The 12,764-nt window shown below is 61.6% G+C and carries 10 protein-coding genes; 5 read left to right on the top strand and 5 right to left on the bottom strand.

The genetic code is table 11. The annotated features are described in order from the left end of the window. Positions 1-83: 83 nt before the first annotated feature. Positions 84-515 carry a hypothetical protein gene (locus CNX70_RS04980; protein WP_071079494.1) on the bottom strand — a complete coding sequence of 144 codons (432 nt, stop codon included), beginning with the start codon at positions 513-515 and terminating at the stop codon, positions 84-86. Positions 516-663: 148 nt separating this feature from the next. Between CNX70_RS04980 and CNX70_RS04975 the strand changes: the two genes are divergently transcribed. The 4 genes from CNX70_RS04975 to CNX70_RS04960 all read left to right on the top strand — a co-directional run bounded on the left by CNX70_RS04975 (position 664) and on the right by CNX70_RS04960 (position 7,308). After that, entirely contained in the window at positions 664-1,443 is a 780-nt protein-coding gene (locus tag CNX70_RS04975) for an ABC transporter ATP-binding protein (RefSeq protein WP_096238280.1), read from the top strand. A 3-nt stretch (positions 1,444-1,446) separates the two neighbouring features. Further along, positions 1,447-2,643 carry an ABC transporter permease gene (locus CNX70_RS04970; protein ID WP_096233798.1) on the top strand — a complete coding sequence of 399 codons (1,197 nt, stop codon included), beginning with the start codon at positions 1,447-1,449 and terminating at the stop codon, positions 2,641-2,643. 182 nt (positions 2,644-2,825) lie between these two features. Further along, a complete protein-coding gene (locus tag CNX70_RS04965) occupies positions 2,826-3,719 on the top strand; it encodes an ABC transporter ATP-binding protein (RefSeq protein WP_096233797.1) in 894 nt (297 codons plus the stop codon). Between the two features lie 10 nt (positions 3,720-3,729). Beyond that, positions 3,730-7,308 carry an ABC transporter permease/M1 family aminopeptidase gene (locus CNX70_RS04960; RefSeq protein WP_096238279.1) on the top strand — a complete coding sequence of 1,193 codons (3,579 nt, stop codon included), beginning with the start codon at positions 3,730-3,732 and terminating at the stop codon, positions 7,306-7,308. 53 nt (positions 7,309-7,361) lie between these two features. On the opposite strand, the gene CNX70_RS04955 is transcribed toward CNX70_RS04960, so the two are convergent. The 4 genes from CNX70_RS04955 to CNX70_RS04940 all read right to left on the bottom strand — a co-directional run bounded on the left by CNX70_RS04955 (position 7,362) and on the right by CNX70_RS04940 (position 11,021). Beyond that, positions 7,362-7,748 (bottom strand): hypothetical protein, encoded by a 387-nt coding sequence (locus CNX70_RS04955; protein WP_157750906.1) that lies wholly within the window; start codon positions 7,746-7,748, stop codon positions 7,362-7,364. Between the two features lie 169 nt (positions 7,749-7,917). Then, a complete protein-coding gene (locus CNX70_RS04950; protein ID WP_096233795.1) occupies positions 7,918-9,381 on the bottom strand; it encodes a catalase in 1,464 nt (487 codons plus the stop codon). A 93-nt stretch (positions 9,382-9,474) separates the two neighbouring features. Beyond that, the gene (locus CNX70_RS04945; RefSeq protein WP_096233794.1) at positions 9,475-10,131 is read right to left on the bottom strand and encodes a DsbA family protein; all 657 of its coding nucleotides are present in this window, start codon (positions 10,129-10,131) and stop codon (positions 9,475-9,477) included. 20 nt (positions 10,132-10,151) lie between these two features. Further along, positions 10,152-11,021 carry an MBL fold metallo-hydrolase gene (locus CNX70_RS04940; RefSeq protein ID WP_167389613.1) on the bottom strand — a complete coding sequence of 290 codons (870 nt, stop codon included), beginning with the start codon at positions 11,019-11,021 and terminating at the stop codon, positions 10,152-10,154. Between the two features lie 270 nt (positions 11,022-11,291). On the opposite strand from CNX70_RS04940, the gene CNX70_RS04935 reads away from it, so the two are divergent. Then, entirely contained in the window at positions 11,292-12,743 is a 1,452-nt protein-coding gene (locus tag CNX70_RS04935; protein ID WP_096238277.1) for an alkaline phosphatase, read from the top strand. Positions 12,744-12,764 lie beyond the last annotated feature (21 nt).

Raw genomic sequence — 12,764 nt, 5'->3', positions numbered from 1 at the left:
TGGCTATTCATGTAAGGGAAAACATGAATTATAGGACGATCGGAGCCAGCCGTACCCACGCCGCGTGCAGGGTGAACGGGGCTTTATTGACTTGTGCGCGCTTTTTCCTGCTCGATCCAATCGACCACGGGGCCGACGGCGTCCAGGCCGGACAGGCTTTTCGCCACGCCCAGGTTCAGTGAAATCAGGAAGGAAATGCTGTCGACGGGGATGTCCGGGCAGTATTCGGTAAACGCGGCGCGAAAACGCTCCGATTGCAGCACGCGCAAGACTTTCTCGCCACTCATGAATTGCAGCACGCTAGCAATGCTGTGCCCGCCACCTAGCGAGTGATAGATAAAGCGGTTGTACTTCGCGTCGATCTGCTTGAAATCGAGCGCTTCTTCCGTCATCAGGCCGGCCAGGTAATACAAGCCCAGGCTGACACGGAAGAAACCGATGGCTTCGGCACTGGTCATGCCGGCGCGCGCCACGGCCAGTACCTTGTCCTGCATCGCCTGATCGATCGTTCGCATTGCACTCTCCCGCGCCGTCCGCCGGCGCCTACCGGGCCAGCTTGCATGAAGATGCTGTTTTTTTCAATAGACCAAACGATATTTCCACCTTGCAAGTTACATTTTTTGCATGCTACTCTCGTTCTTCACCGTCAAATGGATGAAGCACATGATTGAAGTCAAGCACCTGGCAAAACGTTTCCGCATGCCGCCCCACAAGGGCAAGGGCGTGCACGTCAGCGATCCGCGCGAACATGAGGGCTGGTTTCACGCCGTGCGTGACGTCAGTTTCAGCTGCGCCCCGGGCGAAGTGCTGGGCCTGCTGGGTCCGAATGGCGCCGGCAAGACCACCACCTTGCGCCTGCTGTCGACGGCCCTGCAAGCGGACGCGGGCAGCGCCCTCGTCAACGGCGTCGATGTGCTGCGGCAACCGCTGGTGGCGCGCCAGAGCATCGGTTTCCTGTCCGGCTCGACGGGCTTGTATGGGCGCCTGACGGCGCGCGAGAACGTGGAATATTTCGGCCGCCTGCACGGCATGCCGGCCGACAAGCTGAAACGCCGCTGCGACGAGCTGTTTGCCCTGCTGCAGATGGAGGAATACGGCGGCAAGCGAGCCGATCAGTTGTCGACAGGCATGAAACAGAAGTGCGCGATCGCCCGCACCGTCGTGCATGAGCCGCAGGTGGTGATCCTCGACGAGCCGACCACGGGCCTCGATGTGATGTCGGCCAAGATCCTGCTCGACTTCATCGCCAGCTACAAGGCGCTGCGCGTGCCGCTGATCTTTTCCACGCACCATCTGCACGAGGTGGAAAAGCTGTGCGACCGCGTCTGCATCATCAACCGCGGCACCACCGCCTTCAACGGCACGGTCAACGAACTGCGCCATCTGGGCGGCAGTGCCGATCTGTACGATGCCTTCGTCAGCGTCATCAACCAGGGAACCTGAGCCATGTGGACCATTTATCTGAAAGAGTTGCTGGAGCTCACGCGCGACCGCAAGACGCTGATTTTCACCATCCTCATCCCCATCTTTGCCATGCCGCTGATCTTTGGCGGCTTCGCTTATGTTTCAAGCAATATGTTCAAGAACGCCAAGACGGCGGAAATGCGCTATGCGCTGTTCGGCAAGGACCATTCACCGGGCTTGAGCGCGCGTTTTGCGCAGCAGCACAACTTGCGCGAAGTGCCGCTGGCCAGCGAGGCAGAGATTCGCCGCGCCATCGGCGACGACAGCATCAAGTTCGCCGTCGTCATTCCGCCGCATTTTGAAGAGGCGCTGCAGCAACACCAGCAAGCCAAGGTCACTCTGCATTACAACAGCGCCAGCACGGTCGACGTGACCTTGCAGCGGGTGCGCGAGATCGTCGAGGCCTACAACGCCAGCCTGCGTGAAAGCGCGCTGTCGGCCCTGAACCTGAGTCCGGCCCAGCTGGCCTTCGCCCTGCACCCCATCGTGCTCGACAAGCAGTCGACGGCCAACGAGCGCGAGCAGATGGGCGCCATCGTCGGCGGCATGCTGCCCTATTTGCTGCTGATGGTGTGCCTGACGGCGGCCATGTACCCGGCCATCGACCTGGGCGCCGGCGAAAAGGAGCGGGGCACGCTGGAAACCCTGCTGCTGGCGCCCGTGCCGCGCAGCGCCATCGTGCTGGCCAAGTTCCTCGTGCTGTTTACGGTGGGCATGACCTCGGCCGTGCTGATGGTGGGCAGCATGGGCGCCCTGCTGGCCATCTTCGGCAGTTCTCTGGAAGGCAACATGGCCGTCATGGTGCGCAGCATCGGCTTGCCGGACTTGGCCATGGTGACCCTGATGCTGGTGCCGACAGCCGCCATCTTTGCCTCGCTGCTGCTGTCGATCTCGATCTACGCAAAAAGCTACAAGGAAGCGGCCGGCATGATCACGCCATTGATGCTGTTCGTCATCCTGCCCACGGTAGCGGCCATGCTGCCCGGCGTCGAGCTGAACTGGATCTGGGCCATGGTGCCGCTGACCAACGTGTCGCTGGCCATGAAGGAGCTGGTCAAGGGCACCATGGATTACCGCATGTTCGGCGTGATCCTGGCCTCGACCACGGTGATCGCGGGCGCGCTGCTGATGCTGTGCCGCTGGTGGTTCAACCGGGAGTCGGTTTTGTTCCGTAACTGATACTCTCATGGCGGGCCGAAAGAGCCACAAGCGGCCCGCCGTCCACCCCCGCCAACTGCACTCTGGGCACGCGAACATGCCGTGTATCGCATGCAACTGCCCAGTACGTCTTAAATTCAATACAATGCCAGCATAGAGTATGCCCTGTAGCATCGGGCAGCAACGCATGAGTCAGGAGTTGTATGGAATTGCAGATTCGCAAACTATCGAAGACCTACGCGAATGGCGTGGTGGCGCTGGATAACGTGTCGCTGACGATACCGCCCGGGATGTTTGGCTTGCTGGGCCCGAATGGCGCCGGCAAGTCGACCCTGATGCGCACCCTGGCCACCCTGCAGGAGTGCGATTCCGGCTCCATCTTCTTCGGCGACTACGACGTGCTCGACGACAAGGACGAGATCCGCCGCATGCTGGGCTATTTGCCGCAAGACTTCGGCCTGTATCCGAAGGTGACGGCCTACGAATTGCTCGACCACTTCGCCATGCTAAAAGGGCTGTCGCAGCGGGCGCGCCGGCGCGAGGTCGTCGATGGCCTGTTGCAGCAAACCAATTTGTTCGACGTGCGCCACCAGCGCCTGGGCAGCTTTTCCGGCGGCATGCGCCAGCGCTTCGGCATCGCGCAAGCCCTGCTGGGCGACCCGAAACTGATCATCGTCGACGAGCCGACGGCCGGCCTCGACCCGCAGGAGCGGGTGCGCTTCCATAATCTGCTGTCCGATATCGGCGAAGACAAGACGGTGATCCTGTCGACCCACATCGTGTCCGACGTGGCCGACCTGTGCGCCAACATGGCCATCATCAACAAGGGCCATTTGCTGCTGTGCGGCAAGACCCAGGAACTGATCGATGAAGTCAGCTGCAAGATCTGGGCGCGCTTTGTCGAAAAGAAAGAACTGGCCAGCTTCCAGCAGCGCCACGCCGTCATTTCCACGCGCTTGCTGTCGGGCCGCACCCTGATCCACGTCTACAGCGACGACGACCCGGGCGACGGCTTCGAGGAAGCCATCGGCGACCTGGAAGACCTGTATTTCGCCACCATTGCCGGGCGCCACCGCGTCGCCCCGCAGTGCGACTGAGGGGGCGGCCATGTTTGCCATCGCCCGCTTTGAAGCGCGACAGCGGCTCAAACTGCTGTCCACCTGGGTGTATTTCGCCATGTTCCTGGCCCTGGCCATGCTGTGGATGGCCGCCGCCGGCGGCGTCTTCAAGGAAGCGAGCATCAGTTTCGGCGGCAAGTTCCTGATCAACGCACCGCGCTCGCTGGCGTTCACGTGCAGCCTGCTGGGCTGCTTCGGCGCCGTGGTGGTGGCCGCCATGATGGGCCGCTCGGTGCAGCAGGATTTCGAGTACGGCATGCAGCATTTCTTCTTCAGCGCGCCGATCAAAAAATACCAGTATGTCTTTGGCCGCTTCCTCGGCGCCTATCTGGTGCTGGCCGTGGTGTTTTCCAGCATCGTCATCGGCGCCTGGCTGGGCGCCTGGCTGCCCGGCATCGATCCTGAACGGCTGGGGCCGCAACGCGCGCTGGCCTATTTGATGCCGTATGTATTTACCCTGCTGCCGAACCTGTTCATCTTCGGCGCCATCTTCTTCGTCATCGCCGCCCTGACGCGGCGCATGCTGCCCGTGTACATCAGCTCGGTAGTCATGCTGATCGGCTACCTGGTGGCGCCCTCGCTGGCGCGCGACCTCGACTACAAGACCCTGGCCGCCCTGATCGACCCCTTCGGCACCACGGCGCTGATACGCCTGACGGAATACTGGCCGAATGCGGAGCGCAACACGCGCCTGGTGACATTAGAGGGCGTGTATTTGCTGAACCGTGCCATCTGGTCCGGCTTCGCCCTGGTGGCCTTGCTGCTCGGCTACTGGCGCTTCCAGTTCCACGCCACGACGGACGCGGGCGCCAGCAAGCGCCGCAGCGACGGCGATGTACCGCTGCGCCTGTCGAGCGCTTCGCTGTCCACGCAGGAAGCGCCTGATTTTGCGCAGCGCAACCTGGCCGCCCTGCTCGTCAAGATGAGCTGGCTGAACCTGCGCGAAACCATCAAGAACATCTATTTTGTCGTCATCGTGCTCGCTGGCGTGCTGACCATGTATGCGGGCGCGCTCGACATGGGTTCCATGTACGGCACGAATACCTATCCGGTGACGGAAAAAGTGCTGGACATGGTCAGCGCCTCGTTCGCCCTGTTCATGCTGATCATTACCACCTTCTATGCGGGCGAACTGGTGTGGCGCGAACGGGAAACGCACATCGAGCTGATGCTCGATGCCCTGCCCGTGCCGAACTGGCTGCCGCTGCTGTCAAAGCTGTTCGCCCTGATCGGCCTGCAAGCATTGCTGAGCCTGGTCATCATGCTGTGCGGCATGTCGATCCAGGTCTTCAAGGGCTATTACCGCCTCGACCCCGGCCTGTACCTGGAGTCGCTGTTCCTGTCGCACCTGCCCTACTACGCACTGATCGCCGTGCTGGCCATCTTTTTGCAGGTAGTGATTAATCACAAGTACCTGGCGTATTTCGCCATGATTCTGTACCACATCGCCAGCATCAGCTTTGCCTCGCTGGGCTTGGGCGACCCGCTGCTGCTGTACGGCAGCACGCCGGATTTCATCTATTCGGCCATGAACGGCGCCGGCCACTTTGTGTTGCGCGAGCGCTGGTACTTGCTGTACTGGAGCGGCGCGGCCATCATGCTGACGGTGCTGTCGCTGCTGTTCTGGCCCCGCGGCGCACAGGACAGCTGGCGCATCCGCTTGCGCCTGGCGCGCCACGGCCTGACGCAAGGCGTGCTGGCCAGCTTTGCCATCGGCCTGTTGATTTTCGTCAGCGCCGGCGGCGTGCTGTTCTACGTCTTCCACGTGGCCAACGATTACAAGTCCGAATTCGCCCGCGATGCGGACCGCGCCAGTGTCGAGCGCCAGTACCGCAAGTTTGCCGCCACGCCGCAGCCGAGAATCACCGACGTGAAACTCGACGTGGCCATCTACCCGGCGCAGCGCACCCTGGCCGTCACGGGCCGCTACATGCTGCAAAACAAGACCAGCCTGCCGATCAGCCACATTTTTGTGCAGCAAGACCCGACGGCCACCATGCGCCTGCGTTTCGATGCGCGCGTGCATCCCGGCCTCGATGACGGCAAGCTGGGTTTTTACAGCTACCGCCTGGCCGCGCCGCTGGCGCCGGGCGCCAGCCTGGGCCTCGATTTCGACGTCCGCTACGCGCCGCGCGGCATCTTCGGCCTGGGCCAGGACACGCCCGTCGTGGCCAACGGCACCTTCTTCACGAATGCCGTGCTGCCGCACATCGGCTACCAGCCGCAGCTGGAATTGACGGACCCGCGCGACCGCAAGAAACACGGCTTGCCGGCGCGCGAACGGGCCTTGCCGCGCGACGATGCACGGGGGCTGGCCGACAATTACATCAGCATGGACGCCGACCGCATCAACTTTGACGCCACCGTCAGCACCGTCGATGGCCAGACGGCCATCGCGCCGGGCATGCTGGACAACGACTGGATCGCCAAGGGCCGCCATTACTTCCATTACACGATGGACCAGCCGATCCTGAATTTCTACGCGTTCCAGTCGGCCCGCTACGCCGTCAGGCATGAGCGCTGGCAGGATGTGGCCATCGACGTGTATTACCATCCTGGCCATGAATACAATCTCGATCGTTTCGTGCGTGGCAGCAAGGAAGCGCTCGACTACTACACGAAAAACTTCGGCCCCTACCAGCACAAGGTCTTGCGCATCGTGGAATTCCCCCGCTACGCCACGTTTGCGCAGTCGTTCCCGAACACGATTCCGTACTCGGAAGGCCTGGGCTTCATCGCCAAGGTGGACGACAAGAATCCGAAGGACCTCGACTATCCGTTCTACATCACGGCGCATGAAGTGGCGCACCAGTGGTGGGCGCATCAATTGGTGGGCGGCAACACACGTGGCGCCACCGTGCTCAGCGAAACCCTGGCCGAATATTCGGCCCTGATGGTGATGAAAAAAACTGCGGGTCCAGCCAAGATGCGCCGCTTCCTGCGCTATGACCTGAATCAATACCTGATGGGGCGCAGCGAAGAACGCAAGAAGGAACTGCCGCTGGCCGAGAATGAAAACCAGGCCTACATCCATTACCACAAGGGCAGCCTGGCCATGTATTTGCTGCAGGACATGATCGGCGAAGACAAGGTCAACGGCGTGCTGCGCGAGCTGCTGAAGACTTACGGCCAGAAGGGACCGCCGTATGCGAGCGTGACGGCGCTGGTGCAGGGCTTGCGCCAGGTCACGCCACCCGAGCAGGCTTACCTGATCGATGACCTGTTCGAGAAAATCGTGCTGTTCGACAATCGCGCCCTGTCGGCCACGGCCACCAAACGCGGCGATGGCAAGTACGCCGTCACTCTCAAGGTGCAGGCGAGCAAATTGACGGCCGGCGAACAGGGAGAGGAACACGATGCGCCCCTGCATGACTGGATCGAGATCGGTGTCGACGACGCGAATGGCCATCCGCTGCTGCGCGAACGCCTGCGCATGACGGCCCGCGAAGCGAGCTATACCGTCATCGTCGGCAGCCGGCCCGGCAAGGCGGGCATCGACCCCGACAACAAGCTGATCGACCGCAAGCCCGATGACAATATGCTCACTATCGAGCTCGACGAACCATGACGAAAAATGGCCACCCTGGACAGGTGGCCATTTTTTTCAGTGTCACACGGGAATCAGGCCGCAGCGCAGCGCGTCACCAGGCTCAGACTGATGCCCATCTCCGTCAGGTGCTGCATGTCGGCCAGGGTCAGGTCCAGCGGGGCATCGAGCGTATCGTCGCCATTCAACTCCAGTTGCAGCTCGGCCACGATGCGCGGCATGCTGAACGTGACGCCGCGCGAGCGGCATTCGGCCAGGTAGCTGCGTATGCGCGAGGGCAACACTTGCGCTTTGGACGCCTGCGCGATGACGACTTCGAAGCCGGAATCGAGATGCACGCGCCCCGCCGTGCCCTTCGCCTCGCCCTTGCGCCATTGCCGCTCCGGATCCGTGGGCAAGACTTCGAGAATGGATTTGAGCGTGGGATCGTCCCCATGCACCGACAGCTTCACCATATTCATATTGCAAGACTTTCTAGTCAGGATGCCGCCAGGAAGACGGCACCATCATCAGACCGACAAGTCTACGCATGGAAGACAAATATGTCCATAAGGCAATATTTAATATCTGTCAGCAATTTGGGCTACATCAACAACAGGCGGAACAGGATAGGCCCGCCTGCAACACACACTACAGCGCCACGCCGCGTTCCTGCAAGGCGGCCCGCACGCCGGCGCCGTAGGCCGGATCGGCCTGGTCGAAGTGGGCCAGTTGGCGCTGCAAGGTTTCCGGCCGCACCATACTCAAGGGACCGGCCAGGTTGTCGAACAGGTTTTGCTTTGCCTGGGCCGACATCAGACGGAACAGATTGCCGGCCTGCGTGTAATCGTCTTCCACGCCGCGCCCATCATAACGCGCCGCGCCGCCGTCGAGCGCCAGCGCTGGTTCACCATGGCCCAGCCCTTGCGGCTGCGTGCCTGCCGCCGCCACGTTGGCGTAGTTCTGCGCCGAACTGCCATTGTGGATCGCCATGCCGCCGTCGCGCTGCTGGTTGTGGAAGGGGCAGCGGGCCGCATTCACGGGCAGATGCTGGTGGTTGGTGCCGACCCGGTACAGCTGGGCGTCGTGGTAGGCGAACAGCCGGCCTTGCAGCATCTTGTCCGGCGAGTAGCCCATGCCCGGCACGGCATTGGCCGGCGAAAAGGCCGCCTGTTCGACTTCCGCGTGGTAATTGTCCGGGTTGCGGTTCAGCTCGAAAATACCCACCGGCAACAACGGGAAGTCGGCGTGCGGCCACACTTTCGTCAGGTCGAACGGGTTCCAGCCAGTGCGCTGCTCCCATGCATCGAGTTGCTCCTGCGTCGCCACTTGCAGCTTGACTTCCCACTGCGGGAAATCACCGCGTTCGATAGCGCCGAACAGGTCGCGCTGGGCGTAGTCGGGGTCGGCACCGGCCAGGCGGCCCGCTTCCGCCGCAGGCAGATTCTTGATGCCCTGACGCGTCTTGAAGTGCCATTTCACGTACACGCGCTGGCCCTCGGCATTGATCAGGCTATATGTGTGGCTGCCGAAGCCATCCATGTGGCGATAGCCGTCCGGCGTGCCGCGGTCCGAGAACAGCATGGTGACCTGGTGCAGGCTTTCCGGCGCATGGCTCCAGAAGTCGAACATCATTTCGGCCGATTTCAAGTTGCTTTGCGGATCGCGCTTTTGCGTGTGGACGAAATCGGGGAACTTGATCGGGTCCTTGATGAAGAACATGGGCGTGTTGTTGCCAACCAGGTCCCAGTTGCCCTCTTCCGTATAGAAACGCACGGCGAAGCCGCGCGGGTCGCGTTCCGTATCGGCACTGCCACGTTCGCCACCGACGGTGGAAAAGCGCGCGAAGGTGGCCGTCTGCTTGCCCACCTCACTGAACAGCCTGGCCTTGGTATGGCGGGAAATATCATGCGTGACGGTAAAGGTGCCGTAGGCGCCCGAGCCTTTTGCATGCACCACGCGCTCGGGAATGCGCTCGCGGTTGAAATGCTGGAGTTTTTCGATCAGGTGGAAGTCTTGCAGCAGCAGCGGGCCGCGGGGGCCGGCGCTGATGGAATTCTGGTTGTCGGCGACGGGGATGCCCGAGGCAGTACTGAATGGCGGCTGTTGGCGCATGGCTGCTTTTCCTTCGTTGTTGACTAATAGAATCAGTGTAACGAGGTCAACAACAAAGGAAAAGATAATTGATTTTATCGAACCAATAGATATTTACAATGAACAACCGTGGGCATCGCATACGCCGCCCAATTGCGCCTGCAGCTTCGCCGGCTGGCCCAGGTAATCGCCAATATCGATCAGGGACAACTTGCCGCTGCCATCGTCGAGCACGAACGTGGGAAAGCCCTGTCCGCCCACTTGTGCCAGCAAGGCGCGGCTGGCGTCGATGTGCTGCTGCGTGGCGGCGCCCGCCTGGCGCGCATATTCCGTTTGGAATGCCGCGCCATCCATGCCCAGTTCTTGCGCCAAGGTCACCAGCACGGGCACCTCGGCGATGCGCAAGCCGTCCACGTAATGGGCGCGTTGCACGCGCTGCAGCATGTCCAGGCCCTTGCCGGCCAGGACTTCCGCCGCCAGGATGGCCGTGATCGGCGGTGCGGAATCCATCATGGCCGTGGTGTCGTTCAGCAAGCCGTTGACATAGGCGTCGCCGAAGGGCTGGCCCGACAATTGCTCGATGCGCCGGTCATGTGGCAGCACATAGCCGCGCCATTCGGACGTGATCTGGCGGCGATTGCTGCCCGTCATCATGCCGCCGCCGTGGAAGGCCACCGTCAGGCCGGGCACGGCGCGCGCCGCCTCGACCAGCGGCGCGGCGCCGTAGCACCAGCCGCACAGGGGATCGAAAATGTAGTGCAGTGTGGGCATGAGAGCCTCCTTGTTGCCGCTTACCATTTCATTTCGCCTTTTGCCACTTTCGCGCTCGTTTCCAAAGCGCCATCGAGGCCCAGCTTCGGATAGCGCATTTTCATCGCCTCGATCAGCGCGGCCGAATTGGCGGCCTTGGCCGTTTCCGCTTCGAACGTCACCAGGTAGTCGCGCGTAAAACCGATGCTGTCGGGCGTCAGGGGCGAACCCACCTTGAAGTGGCCCGGCACGACGGTCACAGGTTTCAAAGCGGCAATGCCGTCCAGGGTCTTGAGCCAGTCCTGGCGCGATTGCAGGCTTTGCGTATCGGCCGTCCAGACGTGCAGGTTGCCAAACAGCACCACGCCGCCGACGACGGCCTTGATCGACGGAATCCACACATAGGTGCGCGAGGGCGTCGGGCCGGCGATATCGAGCGACTGGCCTTCCAGCGTGATGCGCTGGCCTTTCAATGCTTCGGGAATGACGATGCTGTGCGGCGCGTTGTCTTTCAAAATCGGGCCCCAGTAGGCGACCTTGGCGTCTGCCTTGCGGCGGATCTCGGCCACGGTGTCCGGCGTGGCGACGATTTTTGCCTGCGGGAAAGCTGCCTTGATCACGTCGAGGCCAAAGTAAAAATCGGGATCGCTGTGGCTGATGTACACCGTCGTCAGTTTCTTGCCGCTGGCGCGGATCTTTTCCACCAGCTTGAGCGCTTCGCCGCGCGAAAACTGTGCATCGATCAGCACGGCGTCATGCTTGCCTGCGACCAGTACGGAAGCGACGGGGAAGATGGCCGCTTCGCCCGGGTTGAACACTTCCAGGGTCAGGGGAGCACTGGCGGCGGCCGAGGCGGCGCCGGCGGCAAACAGGGTGGAAACAAGAACGCTGCTGATAGATTTGGAGAACATGATGCGCCTTCACAAGATGATTGGGATGCATGCATCTTACGTTGCTTGATCCGGCAGAAAAATACGGCAAAGCGCAATAGTTTGTTGCATATTCCGATGCAATCTAACGATGGCAGGCACGCTACGCTGTATTTTTCCAGCGAGGACGTGCGCTAAAGCCACACCACAGGCTGCCACGTAGCGGCGCCACAAAAGGTGTCACGGCGTCATGAGGATGTCACATTGAATTGTTATCTTGCTAGCTCTTTCAAACCTAGCCGGATGAACCACATGACACGCAGAAAAATTTCCGTCGCTGGCTGCAGCGTCGCCATCACCCTGATGCTGGCCGCCTGCGGCAGCGACGCAAAAAAAGAAGACGTGGCGCCCGAAGCCCCACCGAAAAACGTCATCTTCTTCCTCGGCGATGGCATGGGTCTGACCACCATGACGGCCGCGCGCATCTATTCGGTAGGCGAAGAAGGCGCACTGACCATGGACACCTTGCCGGAAACGGCCTTCGTCAAGACCTTCTCGAACGATGCGCAAGTCACCGACAGCGCACCATCGATGGCCGCCTACATGACGGGCGTCAAGATGAACAATGAAGTCATTTCCATGTCGGCCAACACGCTCGCCATCGATCCGGGCAAGGATGCCAACGGCAACAAGCTGGTCAACAAATGCGGCACCGGCAACGGCACGCCCGCCACCACCTTGCTGGAACTGGCCAAGGCCAAGGGCTACGCGGCCGGCGTCGTCAGCACGGCGCGCGTGACGCACGCCACGCCGGCGGCGACCTACTCGCACATCTGCCACCGCGACCTGGAAAACGATATCGCCGCAGCCCTCGTACCAGGCGGCACGGGCTACAACAGCGCCCTGGGCACCACGGGCCTGGAAGTGGTGCTCGGCGGCGGCGCGCAATTCTTTACGCCATTCAAGAACGGCGGCAAGCGTTCGGACGACCGCGACCTGGTGGCCGAACTGAAGGCGAAGAGCTACACCATCGCCAACAACGCCACCGACTTCAAGGCTGTCGATGCGGCCAAGACGGATCGCCTGTTCGGCGTATTTACCTCCAGCCACATGAGCTACGACCTGGACCGCGATGCGGCCAAGGAACCTAGCCTGGCGGAAATGACCACCAAGGCCATGGATGTATTGGCCAAGAACAAGAAGGGTTATTTCCTGATGGTCGAAGGCGGCCGCATCGACCATGCGCTGCACGAAACAACGGCCAAGAAGGCCCTGCAAGACACGGTTGCTTTTGACAACGCCATCAAGGCCGCCATCGAGAAAGCCAAGCTCACCGATCCGACCCTGGCCAATACCCTGATCGTCGTCACGGCCGACCATGACCACACCCTGGTGCTGAACGGCTACGCCAAACGCACGGGCAAGACGGCTGCCGGCAACGCTGGCGTGCTGGGCGTGGTGAAGAACTACGTCACCGGCGCGGTCGAAAAAGACCTGGACGGCGCACCGTACTCGATCATCGGCTTCGGCAATGGCGAAAAGCGCACGCAATCGAGCCGCGCCGCCATGGCCAGCCTCGATGAAACCGTCACCAGCGCCAATACTTACCACCAGGAAGCGGTGATCCGCACTGCGGCCGGCAATGAAACCCACGGCGGCACCGACGTCTTCCTCGGCGCCATCGGCAAGGGTTCGGAAACCTTCCTGGGCACCATCGACAACACCACAGTATTCGGCCTGGTCAAGACCGCCGGCGGTCTGTAATCCCCAAGAGACAAGAATTGG

The organism is Janthinobacterium svalbardense, from assembly GCF_002327145.1.
Classification (GTDB): Bacteria; Pseudomonadota; Gammaproteobacteria; order Burkholderiales; family Burkholderiaceae_D; genus Janthinobacterium; species Janthinobacterium tructae.
The sequence above is the reverse complement of the archived record's forward strand: the minus strand, read 5'-3'. Positions and strand labels throughout refer to the sequence as shown.